Consider the following 18,534-nt stretch of genomic DNA (forward strand, 5'->3'; position numbering starts at 1 on the left):
TACGGCCGGCGCTGGGCGGGGCGTGGGGGAGGCGTACCTCGGGTGACCTATTCGTCGGGTGGGGTACGGCCGGCGCTGGGCGGGGCGTGGGGGAGGCGTACCTCGGGTGACCTATTGGTCGCGTCGGGTACGGGGCCGATGTCGGCGCCGACCGGCAGGATGAGGGGATGGACGCCGCCGCGCCCCGGTCCGGGACGACGCTCGCCGATCTCGTCGCCGTGTCCCGGGCCGTCGCGGCCACCCGGTCGCGCACCGCGAAGACCGAGGCCATCGCCGCCATGCTGGCGCGCGCCGACGCCGACGAGGTCGGCACCGTCGTCGCCTTCCTGTCCGGGGTGCTCCCGCAGCGCCGGCTCGGCGTCGGGTACCGCTCGCTCGGGTCGCTGCCCGAGCCCGCCACCGACGCGTCCCTGACCGTGGCCCACACCGATGCCGCGTTCGACCGCCTCGCGGCCGCCGCCGGCTCCGGGTCCTCGACCACCCGACGCGCCGAGCTGGCCGCGCTGATGAGCCGAGCCACCGCCGACGAGCAGCGCTTCCTCCGCGACCTCATGACCGGCAACCTCCGGCAGGGGGCGCTCGACGGTGTCGTGCTGGCCGCCGTCGCCCGCGCCTTCGACGTGCCCGACGCACTCGTCCGCCGGGCCACCATGCTCGCCGGCTTCACCCACGTCGTCGCGGGGCTCGCGGCCCGCGGCGGGTCGGAGGCCCTCGAGCAGGTCGGCCTCGTGGTCGGCCGCCCGCTGCGGCCCATGCTCGCCGCCTCGGCGAAGACGACGGCGGAGGCGGTCGAGGCCTTCGCCGGCGCCGAGATGCTCGTCGACGGCAAGCTCGACGGCATCCGGGTGCAGGTCCACCGGGCGGGCGCCGAGGTCACGGTCTTCACCCGGAGCCTGGACGAGATCACCGAACGCGTCCCCGAGGTCGTCGAGGCGGTCGCGGCTCTGCCCGGGGGCGACCTGGTGCTCGACGGCGAGGCGATCGTCCTGCAGGGCGACGGGCGCCCGGCCCCGTTCCAGGTCACCGGAGCGCGCACGGCCAGCTCGGCCGACGTCGCGCGGCTCCGCACCGAGGTGCCCCTGACCACCTACCTCTTCGACGTTCTCCACGCCGACGGCCGCGACCTCCTCGATGCTCCGGCGGGCGAGCGCCATGAGGTCCTGACCGGTCTCGCGCCGCACCTGCTCGTGCCGCGGATGCTCACGTCCGACCCGGGCGAGGCGGGTGACTTCTTCGACCGGCTCGTCGCGGCCGGTCACGAGGGCGTCGTCGTCAAGGACGCCGCCGCCCCCTACGCCGCGGGCCGGCGGGGCAGCGGCTGGGTCAAGGTCAAGCCCACCCACACCCTCGACCTCGTCGTCCTCGCGGTCGAGCGCGGGTCGGGGCGTCGCCGGGGCTGGCTGTCGAACATCCACCTGGGGGCGCGCGACCCCGCGACCGGCGGCTACGTGATGGTCGGCAAGACGTTCAAGGGGATGACCGACGAGACCCTGCGCTGGCAGACCCAGCGGTTCACCGAGCTCGCCGAGGGCCCCACCGACGGCTACGTCGTCACCGTCCGCCCCGAGCAGGTCGTCGAGATCGCCGTCGACGGCATCCAGCGCTCGAGCCGCTACCCCGGCGGCGTCGCGCTGCGGTTCGCCCGGGTGCTGCGCTACCGCGACGACAAGACGGCCGAGCACGCCGACACCATCGACGTCGTGCGTGCCCTCGGCCCCGGCTGATCGGGGGACCCCGGCCGAAGCCCGACGGATCGTCCGCCTCCAGTCCTGGCGATCTGCGGTGGTCCAGGTGCGGTGGCGCCAGGAGTACCGCAGATCACCAGGACCACGGGCGGTCCCGCTGGCACGATGAGCCCGTGGAGGACCTCCGAGGCATCTGGACCATGACCGCCGACGTCGACCTGCTGCGTCGGCTGGCGCGCAGTGGCGTCGACTGGATCGCCGTCGACGCCCAGCACGGGCCGGTCGACCGCGGCGCGCTGCACGGCGTGGGACGCGCCCTCGCCGACTCGCCGGTGCCGTGGCTGGTGCGCGTGCCGTCGGTCGACGCCGCGTGGATCGGCGCGGCCCTCGACGCGGGCGCGGCCGGGGTGGTCGTCCCGTCCGTCACGGGCGCCGCCGACGCACAGGCCGCCGCCCTTGCCGCCCGCTACCCGCCTCTGGGAGAACGCAGCTGGGGCCCGTTCGCGCCGCTCTGGGGCGGCGTTGCCCCCACGCCCGAGGCGGCGAACCAGGCTGTCCGCTGCTGGGTCATGGTCGAGACGCCGGGGGCGCTCGACGAGGTCGACGCCATCGCCGCCACTCCCGGGGTGGACGGCGTGTTCATCGGACCCTTCGACCTCGCGCTGTCCCACGGCACCACCGTCGACGCGCTCCTCGAGGACGAGTCCGCTGACGGCCCGATCGCCCGGGTCGTGGCCGCGGCCCGGCGCCAGGGGATCGAGGTCGGCGCGTTCGCGGGCACCCCGCAGAACGCGCTCCGGCTCCGGGCCCACGGCATCGGGTACGTCGCGGTGACGACCGACGCCGGCGTCGTCTCAGCCGGGGTGCGCGCCGTGCTCGACGCGTGCGACGCCCCGGCCTGACCGTTCCTCAGCCGCACTCCACGGGCGGCACGGCGACGGGGACGTGGTCGGCCCCCAGCCGCGCGATGAGGCGCAGCGCGTCGTGGGGGGCATGGCCTTTGGCGTCGTTGTCGAAATAGGCGACGACGTCGCAGGTCTCCGCCCACTGCCGGCACCTCGCCGCCCACGCGTCCAGGGCGTCGTCGCTGTAGCCGCTGGCGTAGAGCTCGGTGTCGCCGTGCAGGCGTACGTACACGAGGTCGCTGGTCACCGCCTCGGCCACGGGCCAGCGGCCGGCGCTGTCCGCGACCACGGTGGCGACGTCGTGGGCACGCAGCAGGGCGGCCGCCTCGTCGGTGCAGAACGACTCGCTGCGGAACTCCAGCGCATGGCGGACCCGCTGCCCGGCGAGCCCGGCGGGCAGCGTGGTCAGCGACCGGCCCTCGGCCAGCTTGTCGTCGTGGCGCCGGGCGAGGTCTGCGGCCTCGCCGAGCGTGCGCGGGAGCAGGGCGAAGAACGAGGCGAGCAGGTCCGCGTCGTACTCGAGGCGCTCCGGCACCTGCCACAGGACCGGCCCGAGCTTCGACCCGAGCGCGAGCACCCCGGAGGCGAAGAAGTTGGCCAGCGGCGTCTCGGCGTCGCGGAGCCGCTTCATGTGGGTGATGAACCGGCCCCCCTTGACGGCGAGGACGAACTCGTCCGGGGTCTGCTCGTGCCACGACGTGTACGACGTCGGACGCTGCAGGGAGTAGAAGGAGCCGTTGACCTCGATCGAGCCCATCCGCTGCGCGGCGTACGCCAGCTCGCGGCGCTGGGGGAGCCCGCGTGGGTAGAAGTCACCGCGCCAGCCCGCGTAGGTCCAGCCGGAGATGCCGACGCGGATCTCACCCATGACTGCCTCCCGGTGTGGCTCGGGCCCGTCGCGCACGCTACCGGCGGAGGGCCGGGTGCAGGGCGAACGGTCGGTGGCGACGTTCCCGCCGCAGCCGCTACCTCGGGGTGACGACCGGCTCCGTGGCCGGAATGGCGGGCGCCGCCGGGCTCGAGCCCGTCACCCCGACCGGAGCGGCAGCGTCCTGGGCCGTGGGCAGGCGCCACCCGAGGCCGGCCCGTCGCCGCAGCGCGCACCAGCCGAACAGGGCGAGCCCGCCCACCGGCACCTCCATCCCGACGACGAGGGCGCGGTACACGAGGACCCCGGCGACGGCCACGGCCGGCGCCGTCCCGAAGGTGCCGAGCATCCCGACCATCCCGACCTCCACGGCACCCACGGCACCGGGGGTGAGGACCAGCATCGACAGCACCCGCTCGACGGCGAACGCGCAGGCGACGACGACGGGCTCGACCTGGCCGCCGACCGCCCGCAGGCACGCCCACAGGAGCACGGCCTGGAGCGCGGCGTAGGCCAGCTTGCCGCCGAGCATCCAGCCCCAGCCGGCCCGGACCAGCCGGGTGCTGTCCCGGCGGAACCCGGCGGCTCGCTCCCCGTAGCCCTCGGGCGCTGACGGCACCCACCGCACCCTCGCCGCGACGGCATCCGCCCGGCCCCCGGCCCACCGCACCGCGCGATCGTCACGGGCGACCAGGCCGACTCCGAGGACGAGGACCCCGAGCAGCCCGGTGCCGACGGCGGCCGCGGCCCCCATGACGCCGCCGGCGACGGCGCCGGACATCGCGACCCAGCAGAGGACGAGGCCGGGCAGCGCCACCTTGACGACGGTGTCGGCGACGTTGGTGAGCATCGCCCATCGCGCGAACGCGTTCCCGCCGAAGCCCCAGGCCCGCGCCATCCGCCAGTTGACGACCGTGCCGACGGCGCCCCCGAGCGGGAGCAGGTTGGAGACGAACGAGCCGCTGAGGTTGAGGAGCAGGGCGCGCCGGTGGGACAGCCCCGGCAGCGCCGCGGTGAGCGACGGGGTGTGCACCCAGAGGCCGGCCGCCCAGAGCGCGACGAGAAGCACGAGCTCGGTGGACCCGACCTCGCCGAGCGCGGCACCGGTCTCGTCCCACCGCGCGCCCGACACCGCCGGCAGCGCCAGGACGACCATCGCCGCCCCGGCTCCCCCGCAGAGCGCGAGCCGCGCCGCAGGCCCCGTCCACCTCGACATACGTCGAGGATGACGCCCGGACCGGTGGCAGCGCATCAGGTTTGTGCCGGGGATCGACCCCGGGGGGTGGGGCGGCGTATCAGGGAGGACCCCGAGGCAGCGACGGCGAAAGCCGCAGTCAGCGGGGGCTGGCTGCGGCTTCGTGAACTGGTGGCCAGGGGCGGGGTCGAACCGCCGACCTTCCGATTTTCAGTCGGACGCTCGTACCAACTGAGCTACCTGGCCGGACCTACACGCCGGGGCCGGACGAATCCGGCCCCAACATGGAGGAGCGACCCCGACGGGACTCGAACCCGCGACCTCCGCCGTGACAGGGCGGCGCGCTAACCAACTGCGCTACGGGGCCTTGACTGGTGCAAGACCGTATCCCCAACGGGATTCGAACCCGTGCTACCGCCGTGAAAGGGCGGGGTCCTGGGCCGCTAGACGATGGGGACCCGACCTCGTCGGACCCTCTTCGTCACGCAGACCGGGCTCGGATCCGTCGAGGACTCCGAAAGCATAGGGGACGCCGAGCCCGGGACCAAAACGGGGGTGGCGGCGGTCGGGGCCGGCGCTCAGCCGAGCCGCCGGTAAGCGCCCCGGACCAGGTCGACGGCCTCCTGTTCCGACGTACCCGCGGCCCGCGCCGCCCGCGCGTAGTCGGCCGCGGCCAGCCGAACGGCGGGGTCGGGACCGCCTCCAGCGGGGGAGGCGGCGGCTCCGTCGGGGGAGACGACCGTGCCCAGCCGGCGCCGGGTCAGGACGAGCCCCGCGGCCTCGAGCTCGCGGTAGGCCCGTGCCACGGTGTTGACCGCGAGCCCGACCTCCTCGGCGAGCGACCTGATGGTCGGCAGCTTCGCCCCCGCCGGCAGACGGCCGTCGCCGATGGCCTCAGCGAGCTGGCTGCGGACCTGGTCGAACGGTGGCCGGGGCCCCTCGTGGTCGACCCGCAGCAGCCCGTCGAGGGCCACCGACACGTGCCCGCCGGCGCTCATCGGGAGGCTCCGGCCCACTCGCGGACGCGGTCGACGTCCCACGTCGTGACGATGCGCTCGGCCGGGACGCCGAGCCGCTCGGCCCGCGCGCACCCGTACGCCTTCATGTCCAGCTGCCCGGGGGCGTGCGCATCGGAGTCGATCGAGAAGAGGCAGCCGATGTCGAGGGCCAGCGTCACGAGGTCGTCCGGGGGGTCGCAGCGCTCGGGGCGGCTGTTGATCTCGACCGCCGTGCCGTGCTCCGCGCAGGCCTCGAAGACGGCGCGCGCGTCGAACTCCGACTGCGGGCGGGTGCCCCGAGACCCTTCGACGAGCCGGCCCGTGCAGTGCCCGAGGACGTTGACCCGCGGGTTCGAGACGGCCGCGACCATCCGGCGGGTCATCGGCTCGGCGTTCATCCGCAGCTTGCTGTGGACGGAGGCGGTGACGACGTCGAGCCGCCCCAGCATCTCCTCGGTCTGGTCGAGGGAGCCGTCGTCGAGGATGTCGACCTCGATGCCCTTGAGGAGGGTGAAGTGGCCCGCCAGGGAACGGTTGATGCCGTCGACGATCTTCAGCTGCTGCCGGAGCCGCTCGACGGTGAGGCCGTTGGCGACCCGCAGCTGCGGGCTGTGGTCGGTGAGCACCATCCACTCGTGGCCGAGCTCGACCCCGGTGAGGACCATCTCGTCGATGGGGGAGCCGCCGTCGCTCCAGTCCGAGTGCAGGTGGGCGTCGCCCCGGAGCGCGGCGTACAGGTCCTCGCCGCCGTCGACGAGCCGGCCGCCGGCCTTCTGCTGCAGCGACTCGAGGTAGCTCGGCAGCTCGCCGGTGAGTGCCTCGGTGATGACGCCGGACGTCGACTTCCCGATGCCCTCGATCTCCTGCAGCGTGCCGGCCTCGGCGCGCTCACGCACCTCGCCGGCCTCGAGCGTGCGCAGCGTCTTGACCGCGTTGCGGAAGGCCTCGACCCGGTACGTCCCGGCCCGGGTGCGCTCGAGCAGGAAGGCGATGCGGCGCAGGGCGTCGACCGGCTCGACCGGTGCCTCCAGGGGCTCGAGCAGCGCGACCATGGGCCGATGCTGTCACACCGGCCGGGTCCGCTGCCGCCGTGCGGACTGGCCCGCGGCTGCAGCCGTTGCCGCCGGCGGTCGCCGGCGCTACGGTCCCTCACGGGGGAGCCATTGGGGGGTCCTCCATGACCTGAAGGGGGATTTCATGACCACATCCATCCGTCGCCTCGGGGCGGCTGCCGCCGTCGCGGTGGCCGCTCTCGCCGTGCCTGCCGGGGCGGCCTCCGCCGCCGGCGAGTCGTGCGAGGGCACCGCGGTGAAGAAGTGCGTGTCGCTGTCGGTCGCCAACGGCGTCTGGCAGGCGGAGGGCGTCATCACCGACGTGGGCGGAGACGGGATCAACGTCGACGTGCGGGTCGACGAGGTCCGCATCCAGGCGTACAGCGGCGGCCGCTGGGTCGACGTCATGTCGTCCAACGCCGTCGACGCCGACGGCTGGCACGGCGCTCAGGACGTCGGGCTCAGCCTGCGGCGCGGCTGCAACGAGCTGCAGATGTACGGCAGCAGCATCCGCGCGAAGGCGCACATGCAGTGGCGTGGCGACCGCACCGGGGACCTGTGGGTGACCGGTGCCGCCGTCACCCCGGGCTGCTTCGGCTGACGGCCGGTGGTCGGGGTGGGTCCTGGGCCCCACCCCGACCGTCACAGCAGCGCGCGCAGCCCGGTGAGCAGGCGGTCGACGTCGGCGTCGTCCGTGTACGGCGCGAGGCCGACGCGCACCCCGCCTGCATCGCCGAGGCCCAGGTGGCGCGAGGCCTCGAGCGCGTAGAAGTGGCTCGCGGGCGCGTTGACGCCGTGCTCGGCGAGGCCGCGGTAGATGTCCTGGGGGTCGCGGCCCTCGACGGTGAACAGCAGCGTGGGGGTGCGCCGGCCCGCGTTGGAGTGCACGGTGACGCCGGGCATGGCGCGCAGCGCCGGCTCGAGGCGGGCGAGCAGGGCGTCCTCGTGCTTCTCGAGGGCGCCGAAGGAGGTGAGCAGCCGCTCGCGGCGGTCGGCCGGGTCCACCGGGGTGTCGAGGTCGTCGAGCCCGGCGAGGAAGTCGACGGCGGCGGTGGCGCCGGCCATCAGCTCGTACGGGAGCGTGCCGAGCTCGAACCGCTCCGGGACGGCGTCGGACGACGGCAGCAGCTTGTCGGGACGGAGGGTCTCGAGGAGGCCTGGGTCGGCGGCGAGGACGCCGCAGTGCGGGCCGAGGAACTTGTACGGCGAGCACGTCCAGGCGTCGGCCCCGAGGGCCTGGAGGTCGACGGACGCGTGGGCGGTCGCATGGACGCCGTCGACCCAGTGGAGGGCGCCGACCGCGTGCACCGCGTCGGAGATCTGGCGGGTCGGCGGGCGGGTCCCGATGAGGTTGGACGCGGCAGTGGTCGCGACGAGCCGGGTCCGGTCGGAGAGGACCGCCTCGATGTCGGCGACGGTGAGCTCGCCGGTGGCCGGGTCGAAGTCGGCCCAGCGCACGGTGGCGCCGGCCGCCTCGGCCACCTGGAGCCAGGGGCGGATGTTGGAGTCGTGGTCGAGGCGGGTCACGACGACCTCGTCGCCGGGGCCCCACTGCTTGGCCAGGGCGCGGGCCAGGTCGTAGGTGAGGGCCGTCGCGCTGCGCCCGAAGACGACGCCGCGGGGGTCGGCACCCAGCAGGTCGGCCAGCGCCTGGCGGCACGCCGCGACGACGTCGCTGGCGCGCCGTTCGGACGCGGTGACGGTCCCCTTGTTGCTGATGGACGCCGTGATCGTCCGGGCGACGGCGGCACCGACGACGTCCGGCACCTGGCTCCCGCCCGGGCCGTCGAAGTGCGCCAACCCGCCCTCGGTCAGGGAGGGGAAGTGGGACCGGATCTGCTCGACGTCGTAGGCCATGGCGTCATCCTCCCCCACCCCGCCGTCCCTGAAGGGGACCGGAGCGGGGGTGGGGCGGGCTACCAGGAGGAGTGCAGGGGGCGTCCCTCGGCGAACCCGGCGGTGGACTGGATGCCGACCGTCGCCCGCTCCTGGAACTCCTCGAGCGTGCGGGCGCCCGCGTAGGTGCACGAGCTGCGGAGGCCGGCGACGATCTCGTCGATGACGTCCTCGACGCTCGGGCGGGCGGGGTCGACGTACATCCGGGCGCTGCTGATGCCCTCCTCGAACATCCCCCGGCGGGCCCGCTCGTACGCGGAGTCCGCCGCGGTCCGGTTGCGGACCGCGCGGGCCGAGGCCATCCCGAAGGACTCCTTGTACTGCCGGCCCTTCTCGTCGGTGTAGAGGTCGCCGGGGGACTCCAGCGTCCCCGCGAACCACGAGCCGACCATGACGTTGGACGCTCCGGCGGCCAGCGCGAGGGCGACGTCACGGGGGTGCCGGACGCCGCCGTCGGCCCACACGTGCTTGCCGAGCTGCCGTGCGGCGGTAGCGCACTCGTGCACCGCCGAGAACTGCGGTCGGCCGACGGCGGTCATCATCCGGGTCGTGCACATGGCGCCCGGGCCGACGCCGACCTTGACGATGTCGGCGCCCGCCTCGACGAGGTCGCGGGTCCCCGACGCGGTGACGACGTTGCCGGCGACGAGCGGCACCCCGAGGTCGAGGCGGCGCAGCGTCGTCAGCACCTCGAGCATCTTCTCCTGGTGGCCGTGGGCGGTGTCGATGACGAGCACGTCGGCGCCGGCCTCGGCGAGCGCGGTGGCCTTGGCGGCGACGTCCCCGTTGATGCCGACGGCGGCGCCGACCCGCAGGTGGCCCGCGGCGTCGACCGCAGGGGAGTAGAGGGTGGCCCGCAGCGCCCCGGCCCGGGTGAGGAGCCCGACGAGCCGCCCGTCCGGCGCGACGACCGGGGCCAGCCGCCGCCGGGCGTGCGAGAGGGTGTCGAAGGCGGACTCGACGTCGACGCCGTCGGGCACGGTCACCATCTCGCGGACCATGACGTCGGCGAGCTGGGTGAACCGGTCGACGCCGGTGAGGTCGGTCTCGGTGACGATGCCGACGGGCTTCTCGCCGTGGACGACGACACCCGCCCCGTGCGCCCGCTTGTGAAGCAGGATGAGCGCCTCACCCGCGGTCGTCGCCGGGTCGAGGGTGATCGGGGTGTCGTAGACGAGGTGGCGCGACTTCTGCCAGGCGATGACGTCGGCGACGACGTCGACCGGGATGTCCTGCGGGATGACGGTGAGCGCGCCGCGCCGGGCCGTCGTCTCCGCCATCCGCCGCCCCGCGATCGCGGTCATGTTCGCGACGACGAGCGGGATGGTCGTGCCGGTGCCGTCGGAGGTCGACAGGTCGACGTCCAGCCGGCTCGTGACGGACGAGCGGTTCGGGACCATGAACACGTCGTCGTACGTGAGGTCGTGCTGGGGCATCAGGCCGTTGAGGAAGTGCACCGCCCCAGCGTAGGCGGGGCCGCGGTGCCCGGGCGCGGCCCGGGTGCCGCCGACGCACGGGGTCGTCAGCGTGGCAGGACCTCCGAACCCGTGCCGCGCTGACATTGCGGGGTGACCCCGAAATGTCGAGGCGGGCGGGGGAGGAGCCGTGCCGGGGGACGCAGGTCGGGCAGGATCGGGGCCGTGAGTCTCCTGGCCCCTTCGCCCGCCGACGAGCGACGGCGCACCGGCCTGCGCCGGATGCGGCTCGTCGCGCTGTCGCTGCTCGTCCTCGCCGCCGTCGTCTTCCTCGCGACCGTGCGCCTCGACCACGACGGCCCCTGGGGGTACGTCAACACCGGCGCCGAGGCCGCGATGGTCGGGGCGCTCGCCGACTGGTTCGCGGTCACCGCCCTGTTCCGGCACCCCCTCGGGATCCCCGTGCCGCACACCGCGATCATCCCGAAGCGGAAGAACGAGATCGGCCGCAACCTCCAGGACTTCGTCACCGAGAACTTCCTCACCGAGGAGATCGCGCGCGAGCGGCTGGCCGCGGCCGACGTGAGCGGGCGGGTCGGCCGGTGGCTCGGGGTGGGCCGGCACCGCCGCACCGTCCTCACCGAGGTGACCCGGGTGGCGCGGGCCGGGCTCGGCCGCCTCGACGACGCCGAGGTGCGCACCCTCGTCGAGGACTTCCTCGTCCCGCGTCTCGTCCGCGAACCCGTCAGCCCCATCGCCGGGGCGCTGCTCGAGGGGGTCGTGGCCGAGGGCACCCACCACGGGCTCGTCGACCTCGGTCTCGAGGAGCTGCACGACTGGCTGCGCGAGAACCCCGGCACGTACGCGGCGGTGCTCGGGTCGCGGGCCCCGTGGTGGAGCCCGCCGTGGCTGGACGACCGGGTGATCGGGTGGACCTTCGACCAGGTCCTCGCGTTCCTGCGCGAGGTCCGCGACGACGCCCGGCACCCGGCCCGGCTCGCGCTCGACGACCTGCTGCGCCGGCTCGCCCTCGACCTGCAGCGCGACGCCGACGTCATGGCGCGCGCCGAGGCGCTCAAGGAGCGGCTGCTGCTCCACCCGCAGGCCGCCGAGACCGCCGTCGGGCTGTGGCGGTCCTTCCGCACCGCCCTCGAGACCGCGATGGACGACGAGGGCTCGTACTTCCACGGCCGGGGCGACGAGCTGCTCGAGCACCTCGGGCACCGGCTCACGTCCGACCCCGTGTGGCGCGGCCGGCTCGAGGCACGCCTCGGCGAGGCCGTGTCGTTCGTCGTCAACACCTACGGCAGCGAGCTCGCGGAGGTCATCTCGGTCACCGTCGACCGGTGGGACGGACGAGAGGCTTCCGAGCGCATCGAGCTGCACGTCGGGCGCGACCTGCAGTTCATCCGGATCAACGGCACCGTCGTCGGAGCGCTGGCCGGTCTCGTCATCCACGCCGTGGCGCAGGCACTGGGCTGAGCCCACGGGGGACCTACGCTTCGGTCATGACGAACCCCGGCCGGGCGACGCCCGCGAACTCCGACGGCACGACCACGCCGGGCCGGGGGCGGCTGGCGCTCGCGGTCGCCCTGACCGCTGTCGTGTTCGGCATTCTCGACGGGCTCTGGCTCACCGTCGTGTCGGGCGACCTGTACCGGGACCGGATCGGGCACCTGCTCGCCGACAGCCCGAACGCAGCCGCAGCAGCCGCGTTCTACGTCGTCTTCGTGCTCGGCATCGTCTACTTCGTCATCCGCCCGGGCCTCGCCCGAGCCACCCTCGGCCCGAGCCTGCGCGACGCCGCCGCGTTCGGGCTGGTCACGTACGCGACGTTCGACCTCACCTCGATGGCGGTGATGAAGGACTTCCCGCTCGACGTCGTCCTCATCGACATGGCGTGGGGCACCATCGTCTGCACGGCGACGACCGCGGTGGTCCTCGCGGTGCTGCACCGGCTGGGTCGCAGCTGAGTCAGCGCCGCTTCGGAGGCAGCGGGAAGAACATGCTCGTCCGCTCCATGTACTCGGGGTAGCCCGGGCGCTTGGCCATCTCGGACTCGAGCAGCCGCGCCCCCGTCGCGAAGGCGAGGAAGTACGTCATGACGACCGGCGACAGGACGGTGAGGACCCCGGGCCAGGCGCCGGCGGCGATGACCCACAGCCCCCACCAGATCGCGGAGTCCCCGAAGTAGTTGGGGTGCCGGGTCCAGGCCCACAGCCCCTGGTCCATGACCTTGCCCTTGTTCGAGGGGTCGGCCTTGAACGCCTTGAGCTGGGCGTCGCCGACGGCCTCGAAGGTCAGCCCGACGAGCCAGACGAGCACCCCGAGCGCCGCGACCCAGCCGAGCGCGGAGTCGGTGGCGGCGGCGACCTGCAGCGGCAGCGAGACGAACCACGCTGCCGCGCCCTGGGTGCCGAACACCCGCACCAGGGCGGACCGCCAGCGCTCCTCCTGGGAGTCGGCCGGCAGCATCTTCTCGTACCGCGGGTCCTCGCCCTGCCCCAGCGCGCGGCCCCGGATGTGCCACGCGAGACGGCCGCCCCAGATCGTGACGAGGACGGCGAGGAGCAGCGAGCGAGCGGAGTGCTGGCCGACCGCGAAGGCGACCCACCCGATGGCCACGAACACCAGGCCCCACGTGACGTCGACGACGGCGATCTTGCCCGTCCGCCTCGCGACGAGCGCGGTGACGCCCATCGCGACGGCGGCCGTCGCCAGCGAGGCCAGCAGCACCGCGACGAGCGTGCCGCCCGCGAACCCCTCGCCCGTCATCGGGCCGGGTCCGAGACGACGGGCGGGCCGCCGGGGCGACGCAGCAGCAGCTGGTCGACGCCCATCCGGTTGTCGCGGAACGCCTGTGCACTCCCGACGAGGTACAGCCGCCACACCCGGGCGCCCTCCTCGCCGATCAGCTCGACTGCGCGGTCCCAGTGCTCCTCGAGGGTGCGCACCCAGGCGTCGACGGTCCAGACGTAGTGCTCGCGCAGGGCCTGCACCCCGCGGATCTCGAACCCGGCGTCCTGGAGGAAGGTCAGCGTCTCGCCGACCGGCCGCATCGTCATGTCCGGGGCGATGAACTGCTCGATGAACGGGCCGCCGCCGGGGTGGACGCCACGCCGTGACATCTGCTGGACCAGGACGTACCCGCCGGGCTTGACGCTGCGGTGCAGTACCGACGCGTACGTGCCGTAGTTCTTCTCGCCCACGTGCTCGCCCATCTCGAGGGACGCGACGGCGTCGTAGGGGCCGTCGTCGACCTCGCGGTAGTCGCGCAGGTGGATCTGGACCCGGTCCTGGAGCCCGCGAGCGCGGATCCGCTCGTCGATGAACGCCTTCTGCTCGGCGGCGATCGTCACGCCGGTGACCTGGGCCCCGAAGCGCTCGGCGGCGTACAGCGACAGCGACCCCCAGCCACACCCGACGTCGAGGAAGCGGGACCCGGCGGTCAGGCCCACCTTGCGGCACACGAGGTCGAGCTTGGCGGCCTGCGCGGCCTCGAGCGGCATGTGCGGGCCGTCGACGTAGTACGCGCTCGAGTACGCCAGGTGCGGGTCGAGGAGGAACTCGTAGAACTCGTTCGACAGGTCATAGTGGTGGCTGATCGACGCGCGGTCGCGGGCCAGTGAGTGCAGCCGGCCCTTGATGACCGCCTGGGTGGCGGGCGGCGCCGGCGGGCGGGCGAGCGCGCCGGTGTCGCGGGCGAGGCGCACGAGGTCGGGCAGCAGCCGGGCGACGCGGGCCGGGGTCAGCGGCGGGATGGCGCGGGCCGCGACGGTCTCGCGGACGAGGTCGAGGGCGGCCCCGACGTCGCCGTGGACCTCGAGCTCGCCGGTGACGTAGGCCTGGGCCGCGCCGAGCTCGCCCGGGTGCCAGAGCAGCCGGGTCAGCGCCTGCGGGGTGCGGAGCTCGACGAGGGTGCCGTCCTCGGGCCCGGCCTCCGAGCCGTCCCAGGCCCGCAACCGGACCGGCAGCGGGCCGGCCAGCAGGGGGCGCAGCGCCGCCTCGATGCGACCTGCGGCTCCCTGGCTGGTCCTGGTCGTCGACTCGGTGCCCTGGTGTGTCGTCGTCATCGGTGCTCCTCGCAGGGGTCGGCGGCGGCTACCGCCGCGCGGTCACGGGTGCGGTTCGGAGTCGGCGTGGGCCTCGGATGGGGTCTCGGCCGGAGTGTCGTGGCGGCGCCCGTCCCGTCCGGCCCCCGAGCCCTCGTTGCGGCGGCGGCTGCGCGCCGACCTCGTGAGCAGCTCGACGTCGGCGACGAGGTCGGGGCCCAGGTGGTTGGCGCCGATCTCTTCGAGGACGCGTGGGGTGGTGCCCCGCCCCGCCAGCCACAGCGGGTAGTTCTGGGCGATGGCGCGCAGCTCGCGGGCATGGGCGCGGAACCCGGACGGGCGCCGGGAGGCGAGGACGATGGCGTCGGGCTTCGCGAGCCGGGCCGCCGAGGCCAGCGAGGGGACCGGGGTGTCGGGGCCGAGGTAGCGCACCCGCCAGCCGGCGCGGCCGAGCAGCACGCCGAAGCTGAGCAGGATGATGTCGTGGAACTCGCCCGGGGGGCAGGCCAGCACCGCGACCGGCCCGGTGCCGAGTCCCCACGTCAGCGACAGCGCACTCAGACGCCGGCGGACGAGGCTGCTGGCGAAGTGCTCCTGGGCGATCCCCAGCCGGCCGAGCTCCCACTGGTCGCCGACCCGGACGAAGAACGGCACGAGGACGTCGACGATCGCGCTCTCGACGGAGCGGTCGAGGAATGCGGTGTCGAGGACGGCGTGGGCGCGGTCCTCGTCGAGCGCGGTGATGGCGTCGAGCAGCTGCGCGACGAGCAGGGGCGGGTCGAGCCGCAGGGTCGTCTCGGCCGCCGCGTCGGCGCTCGCGAGCCGGTCGTCCGGGGACACGCCGTCGACGCCGGTGCGGGCAGCCGTCCCGGCACGCTCGGCGGCCAGCACCTGGCGGGAGGCCTCCATCGCGCTGACGCCCTGGTCGCGCAACGACAGGACCTCGCGGACCCGGCGCTCGTCGTCGGCGCTGTACAGGCGGTAACCACCGGAGGACCGCGACGGGTTGAGGAGGCCGTACCGCGACTCCCACGCCCGCAGGACGTGCGTGCTGACGCCGACCCGGGTGGCCAGTTCGCCAATCCGCATCGCTGGGGGGACCGAACGCCTCATGGCACAGCACGGTACGCGGCTGAGGTAAGTTTGACAAACCTTTGACGGCCCCCCATGGAAGGTTCTACGGTCGTGAGCATGAGTTCCCATCCCCCCGAGCGCACCGGCGCCCGCGAGCGAGTCGCCGTCGTCGGAGCCGGGGTCTCCGGGCTCACCGCCGCGCACATCCTCTCGACCCGGCACGACGTGACCCTCATCGAGGCAGAGGACCGGCTCGGCGGCCACGCGCACACCCACACGGTGCCGACCCGGCACGGTGACCTCAAGGTCGACAGCGGCTTCATCGTCCACAACGACCGGACCTACCCGTACCTGCGGCGCCTCTTCCGTGAGCTCGGGGTCGAGGCCCGCGACACCGAGATGTCGATGAGCATCCGGGACGAGTCGACGGGCCTGGAGTACGCCGGCGGCCGCGGGGTCAAGGGTTTCGTCGCCCGCCCGCGCCAGCTGCTCGACCGCGAGTACGTCGGGATGCTCCGCGCCGTCAAGCGCTTCCACACCCTCGCGACCGCCTTCCTCGAGCAGACCGACGACGAGGACACGACGACCTACGGCGAGTTCATCGCCGACCACGGCTTCCGTGAGTCGTTCCTGCGGCTGTACGCGCTGCCGCTCGTCGCCTGCGTGTGGTCGAGCGGGGAGGGCGACGCGCTGGACTACCCGGCGCGCTACCTGTTCCGCTTCCTCGAGCACCACGGGATGCTCACCGTCGGGGACTCCCCGCAGTGGATGACCGTGGTCGGCGGCTCGCGGACCTACGTCGACGCCCTCGCGTCCCGGCTCGCCGACGTCCGCAGCGGCGACCCCGCCGTCTCGGTGCTGCGCACCCCCGACGGGGTCGAGGTCCGCACCCTGGCCGGCCGGGTCGACCGCTACGACCGCATCGTCCTGGCGACCCACGCCGACGACGCCCTCCGGCTGCTCGCCGACGCGACGCCCGCCGAGAAGGAGGTGCTCGGCGCCTTCCGCTACTCGGCCAACGAGACCGTGCTGCACCGCGACGGCTCGTTCATGCCCCGGGCCCGGATGGCCCGGGCGTCGTGGAACTACCTCGTCGGCTCCGACCCCACCCGGGGCGCGGTCGTCACCTACTGGATGAACCGGCTCCAGGGCCTGCCCGCCGACGAGCCGTTCTACGTCACCCTCAACGCCACCGAGCGGATCGACCCGGACAGCGTCATCGCCACGATGCAGTACACCCACCCCCTGTACGACCTCGGTGCCGTGCAGGCCCAGCGCCGGATCCCCGAGATCACGACGGACCGCACCGCGTTCGCCGGCGCGTACCAGGGGTGGGGCTTCCACGAGGACGGCTGCCGCTCCGGTGTCGAGGCGGCCCGGGCCTTCGGGGTGGACTGGTGACGACGACGGCCGACCTGCCCCGCCTGCCCGCCCTCGTCGTCGGGCAGGTCCACCACACGCGCTTCCGCCCGCTGCGGCACTCGTTCACGACGGCGCACACCCAGTGGCTCGTCGACCTCGACGACATGCCCCGGCTGCCGCGCTGGCTGCGCCCGGTCGCGACGTTCCGCGGCGAGGACCACCTGTCGGGCAACCCCGGCATCGCGGCGCTCAAGGCCAACGTGCTGCGCGTCCTCGAGCGCGACGGCGTCACCGTCGGCTCCGGCGACCGCGTCGTCATGCTCGCCCACGCGCGGGTGCTCGGGCACGTCTTCGACCCGATGAGCGCCTTCTGGGTCTTCGCGCCCGACGGCACCCTGCGTGCCGTGCTCGTCGAGGTCCACAACACCTACGGGGGGCGGCACGCGTACGTGCTCCGCCCCGACGGCGGCGGGCGGGCCGACGTCGAGAAGGCGTTCTACGTCTCGCCGTTCAACGACGTCGAGGGGGAGTACGCGATCCGGCTCACCCTGACCCCCCGGACGGTCGGGGTGGCCATCCGCCTGCGGGTCGGCGACGAACCACTCGTGACCGCCACGGTCACGGGGACGCCGCGACCGGCGACGACCTCCGCCGTGGCCCGCACCGCCGCGCGACACCCGTTGATGCCCCAGCGGGTCAGCGGGCTCATCCGTGCCCACGGCATCTGGCTGTGGCTGCGGAGACTGCCCGTCCGACCCCGCCCCGACCACAGCCTGGAGAGTGTGCGATGACCGCCGACACCCCCCGCCTCGAGCTCGCGTCCCCGCGGCTCGGGTTCCCCCGCGTCCTCACCCGGGGCGCCATCGCCAAGGCGATCACCGAGGTCGCCGTCCGGCCCATGCCGGTGCGGCTGCGCTACCCCGACGGGCGGCTCGTCGGTGGCGGCGGCCCGGACAGCCCCGTCCTCGACGTCGTCCGGCCGCGCGCGTTGTTCCACCGCCTCGAGTCCCACCCCAAGATCGGGCTCGGCGAGGCGTACATGGCCGGCGACTGGAAGGCCGCCGACGGCACCGACCTCGCTCACGCCCTCATGCCGTTCGCGGCGCGGATGGGCGAGATCGTCCCCAAGCCCCTGCTGTCGCTGCGCGGCCTCGTCGACCGCGCCATCCCGCAGGGGATGCGCAACACCCTCGAGGGCTCGCGCACGAACATCAGCGCCCACTACGACCTGTCGAACGACCTGTTCGCGAAGTTCCTCGACCCGTCGATGTCCTACAGCTCGGCGCTGTTCGACCCGGCACGGCCGCTGGCGCAGCAGGACCTGCACGAGGCGCAGGTCCGCAAGGTGGAGGCCATCCTCGACGCCGCCGACGTCGGCGACGGCACCCGGGTCCTCGAGATCGGCACCGGCTGGGGCGAGCTCGCCATCCGGGCGGCGGCCCGTGGGGCCACCGTCACGTCGGTGACCCTCTCGGCCGAGCAGCGCGCCCTGGCGCTGGAGCGCATCGCTGCGGCGGGGTACGCCGACCGGGTCACGGTGCTGCTGCAGGACTACCGCGAGACCACCGGCCAGTTCGACGCCATCGTCAGCGTCGAGATGATCGAGGCCGTCGGCGAGGAGTACTGGGAGACGTACTTCCGGCAGATCGACGACCTCCTGGCCCCCGGAGGCGCGGTCGCGATCCAGGCGATCCTCATGGAGCACCACCGGCTGCTCGCGACGAAGGGCTCGTTCGGCTGGATCCAGAAGTACATCTTCCCCGGCGGGCTCATCCCCTCCCTGCAGGCGATCCGGGACGTCACCCGCGACTCCACGACCCTGCGCGTGGAGCGGGTCCACGGCTTCGGGGCCGACTACGCCGAGACGCTGCGTCGCTGGCGCCACACGTTCAACGCCGAGTGGCCCCAGATCCAGGGGCACGGCTTCGACGAGACCTTCCGTCGGATGTGGGAGTTCTACCTCGCGTACTGTGAGGCGGGCTTCGCGACGGGGTACTTGGACGTCGCCCAGATCCGCTTCACCAGGAGGTAA

The 18,534-nt window shown here is 74.0% G+C and carries 17 protein-coding genes and 3 tRNA genes; 8 read left to right on the forward strand and 12 right to left on the reverse strand.

Annotated features, from left to right (window positions below; genetic code table 11):
- Window positions 1–167 precede the first annotated feature (167 nt).
- Together Q0963_RS06540 and Q0963_RS06545 are read left to right on the forward strand one after the other, a co-directional pair.
- On the forward strand, window positions 168–1,724 hold the full coding sequence (locus Q0963_RS06540) for an ATP-dependent DNA ligase (RefSeq protein WP_299444425.1): 1,557 nt from the start codon (window positions 168–170) through the stop codon (window positions 1,722–1,724).
- Window positions 1,725–1,858: 134 nt separating this feature from the next.
- Window positions 1,859–2,587 carry an HpcH/HpaI aldolase/citrate lyase family protein gene (locus Q0963_RS06545; protein ID WP_299444427.1) on the forward strand — a complete coding sequence of 243 codons (729 nt, stop codon included), beginning with the start codon at window positions 1,859–1,861 and terminating at the stop codon, window positions 2,585–2,587.
- A gap of 7 nt (window positions 2,588–2,594) precedes the next feature.
- Here Q0963_RS06545 and Q0963_RS06550 read toward each other — a convergent pair whose 3' ends face one another.
- The 7 genes from Q0963_RS06550 to Q0963_RS06580 all read right to left on the reverse strand — a co-directional run bounded on the left by Q0963_RS06550 (window position 2,595) and on the right by Q0963_RS06580 (window position 6,703).
- Window positions 2,595–3,458: a DUF72 domain-containing protein gene (locus Q0963_RS06550; RefSeq protein ID WP_299444429.1), complete on the reverse strand. Its 864-nt coding sequence runs from the start codon at window positions 3,456–3,458 to the stop codon at window positions 2,595–2,597.
- 97 nt (window positions 3,459–3,555) lie between these two features.
- Window positions 3,556–4,674 carry a YbhN family protein gene (locus Q0963_RS06555; RefSeq protein WP_299444431.1) on the reverse strand — a complete coding sequence of 373 codons (1,119 nt, stop codon included), beginning with the start codon at window positions 4,672–4,674 and terminating at the stop codon, window positions 3,556–3,558.
- 148 nt (window positions 4,675–4,822) lie between these two features.
- Window positions 4,823–4,899: transfer RNA gene (locus Q0963_RS06560), tRNA-Phe, on the reverse strand.
- Window positions 4,900–4,946: 47 nt separating this feature from the next.
- Window positions 4,947–5,020, reverse strand: a tRNA-Asp gene (locus tag Q0963_RS06565).
- Between the two features lie 18 nt (window positions 5,021–5,038).
- A tRNA-Glu gene (locus Q0963_RS06570) sits at window positions 5,039–5,111 on the reverse strand.
- Window positions 5,112–5,231: 120 nt separating this feature from the next.
- Window positions 5,232–5,651, reverse strand: coding sequence for a GntR family transcriptional regulator (locus tag Q0963_RS06575; RefSeq protein ID WP_299444433.1), 420 nt, complete (start codon window positions 5,649–5,651; stop codon window positions 5,232–5,234).
- Window positions 5,648–6,703, reverse strand: a complete 1,056-nt coding sequence (locus Q0963_RS06580; RefSeq protein ID WP_299444435.1) for a PHP domain-containing protein — start codon at window positions 6,701–6,703, stop codon at window positions 5,648–5,650. The genes Q0963_RS06575 and Q0963_RS06580 overlap by 4 nt, the downstream gene beginning before the upstream one ends.
- 145 nt (window positions 6,704–6,848) lie before the next feature.
- On the opposite strand from Q0963_RS06580, the gene Q0963_RS06585 reads away from it, so the two are divergent.
- Window positions 6,849–7,304, forward strand: a complete 456-nt coding sequence (locus Q0963_RS06585; RefSeq protein ID WP_299444437.1) for a hypothetical protein — start codon at window positions 6,849–6,851, stop codon at window positions 7,302–7,304.
- Between the two features lie 41 nt (window positions 7,305–7,345).
- On the opposite strand, the gene Q0963_RS06590 is transcribed toward Q0963_RS06585, so the two are convergent.
- A complete protein-coding gene (locus Q0963_RS06590; protein WP_299444439.1) occupies window positions 7,346–8,560 on the reverse strand; it encodes a cysteine desulfurase-like protein in 1,215 nt (404 codons plus the stop codon).
- Between the two features lie 59 nt (window positions 8,561–8,619).
- Window positions 8,620–10,056, reverse strand: a complete 1,437-nt coding sequence (locus tag Q0963_RS06595) for a GuaB1 family IMP dehydrogenase-related protein (protein ID WP_299444441.1) — start codon at window positions 10,054–10,056, stop codon at window positions 8,620–8,622.
- Between the two features lie 183 nt (window positions 10,057–10,239).
- On the opposite strand from Q0963_RS06595, the gene Q0963_RS06600 reads away from it, so the two are divergent.
- Both Q0963_RS06600 and Q0963_RS06605 read left to right on the forward strand, forming a co-directional pair.
- Window positions 10,240–11,496 (forward strand): DUF445 domain-containing protein, encoded by a 1,257-nt coding sequence (locus tag Q0963_RS06600; RefSeq protein WP_299444443.1) that lies wholly within the window; start codon window positions 10,240–10,242, stop codon window positions 11,494–11,496.
- A 26-nt stretch (window positions 11,497–11,522) separates the two neighbouring features.
- Window positions 11,523–11,987: a DUF2177 family protein gene (locus Q0963_RS06605; RefSeq protein ID WP_299444445.1), complete on the forward strand. Its 465-nt coding sequence runs from the start codon at window positions 11,523–11,525 to the stop codon at window positions 11,985–11,987.
- 1 nt (window position 11,988) lies between these two features.
- Here the strand turns inward: Q0963_RS06605 and Q0963_RS06610 are convergent, their stop codons facing one another.
- From Q0963_RS06610 to Q0963_RS06620, 3 genes are read right to left on the reverse strand one after another with little or no spacing between them, the layout of a single operon-like run.
- Window positions 11,989–12,789, reverse strand: a complete 801-nt coding sequence (locus Q0963_RS06610) for a DUF1295 domain-containing protein (RefSeq protein WP_299444447.1) — start codon at window positions 12,787–12,789, stop codon at window positions 11,989–11,991.
- Entirely contained in the window at window positions 12,786–14,087 is a 1,302-nt protein-coding gene (locus Q0963_RS06615; protein WP_299444449.1) for a cyclopropane-fatty-acyl-phospholipid synthase family protein, read from the reverse strand. Before Q0963_RS06615 ends, Q0963_RS06610 begins: the two co-directional genes overlap by 4 nt.
- A gap of 42 nt (window positions 14,088–14,129) precedes the next feature.
- Window positions 14,130–15,179: a MerR family transcriptional regulator gene (locus Q0963_RS06620; protein WP_299444451.1), complete on the reverse strand. Its 1,050-nt coding sequence runs from the start codon at window positions 15,177–15,179 to the stop codon at window positions 14,130–14,132.
- A 78-nt stretch (window positions 15,180–15,257) separates the two neighbouring features.
- On the opposite strand from Q0963_RS06620, the gene Q0963_RS06625 reads away from it, so the two are divergent.
- The 3 genes from Q0963_RS06625 to Q0963_RS06635 are packed head-to-tail and all read left to right on the forward strand — an operon-like array spanning window position 15,258 to window position 18,534.
- Window positions 15,258–16,541, forward strand: a complete 1,284-nt coding sequence (locus Q0963_RS06625) for an NAD(P)/FAD-dependent oxidoreductase (RefSeq protein ID WP_299444453.1) — start codon at window positions 15,258–15,260, stop codon at window positions 16,539–16,541.
- Window positions 16,538–17,293, forward strand: a complete 756-nt coding sequence (locus Q0963_RS06630; RefSeq protein ID WP_299444455.1) for a DUF1365 domain-containing protein — start codon at window positions 16,538–16,540, stop codon at window positions 17,291–17,293. Before Q0963_RS06625 ends, Q0963_RS06630 begins: the two co-directional genes overlap by 4 nt.
- Window positions 17,290–18,534, forward strand: coding sequence for a cyclopropane-fatty-acyl-phospholipid synthase family protein (locus tag Q0963_RS06635; protein WP_299444457.1), 1,245 nt, complete (start codon window positions 17,290–17,292; stop codon window positions 18,532–18,534). Before Q0963_RS06630 ends, Q0963_RS06635 begins: the two co-directional genes overlap by 4 nt.

The sequence above is a fragment of the uncultured Phycicoccus sp. genome (assembly GCF_947495705.1).
Taxonomy (GTDB): domain Bacteria; phylum Actinomycetota; class Actinomycetes; order Actinomycetales; family Dermatophilaceae; genus Phycicoccus.

Excerpts from the sequence above, each read along its gene's own strand:
- Q0963_RS06540 (WP_299444425.1), top strand. The coding sequence starts at position 168 with ATGGACGCCGCCGCGCCCCGGTCCGGGACGACGCTCGCCGATCTCGTC.
- Q0963_RS06550 (WP_299444429.1), bottom strand. The coding sequence starts at position 3,458 with ATGGGTGAGATCCGCGTCGGCATCTCCGGCTGGACCTACGCGGGCTGG.
- Q0963_RS06555 (WP_299444431.1), bottom strand. The coding sequence starts at position 4,674 with ATGTCGAGGTGGACGGGGCCTGCGGCGCGGCTCGCGCTCTGCGGGGGA.
- Q0963_RS06575 (WP_299444433.1), bottom strand. The coding sequence starts at position 5,651 with ATGAGCGCCGGCGGGCACGTGTCGGTGGCCCTCGACGGGCTGCTGCGG.
- Q0963_RS06580 (WP_299444435.1), bottom strand. The coding sequence starts at position 6,703 with ATGGTCGCGCTGCTCGAGCCCCTGGAGGCACCGGTCGAGCCGGTCGAC.
- Q0963_RS06585 (WP_299444437.1), top strand. The coding sequence starts at position 6,849 with ATGACCACATCCATCCGTCGCCTCGGGGCGGCTGCCGCCGTCGCGGTG.
- Q0963_RS06590 (WP_299444439.1), bottom strand. The coding sequence starts at position 8,560 with ATGGCCTACGACGTCGAGCAGATCCGGTCCCACTTCCCCTCCCTGACC.
- Q0963_RS06605 (WP_299444445.1), top strand. The coding sequence starts at position 11,523 with ATGACGAACCCCGGCCGGGCGACGCCCGCGAACTCCGACGGCACGACC.
- Q0963_RS06610 (WP_299444447.1), bottom strand. The coding sequence starts at position 12,789 with ATGACGGGCGAGGGGTTCGCGGGCGGCACGCTCGTCGCGGTGCTGCTG.
- Q0963_RS06615 (WP_299444449.1), bottom strand. The coding sequence starts at position 14,087 with ATGACGACGACACACCAGGGCACCGAGTCGACGACCAGGACCAGCCAG.
- Q0963_RS06620 (WP_299444451.1), bottom strand. The coding sequence starts at position 15,179 with ATGAGGCGTTCGGTCCCCCCAGCGATGCGGATTGGCGAACTGGCCACC.
- Q0963_RS06625 (WP_299444453.1), top strand. The coding sequence starts at position 15,258 with ATGAGTTCCCATCCCCCCGAGCGCACCGGCGCCCGCGAGCGAGTCGCC.
- Q0963_RS06635 (WP_299444457.1), top strand. The coding sequence starts at position 17,290 with ATGACCGCCGACACCCCCCGCCTCGAGCTCGCGTCCCCGCGGCTCGGG.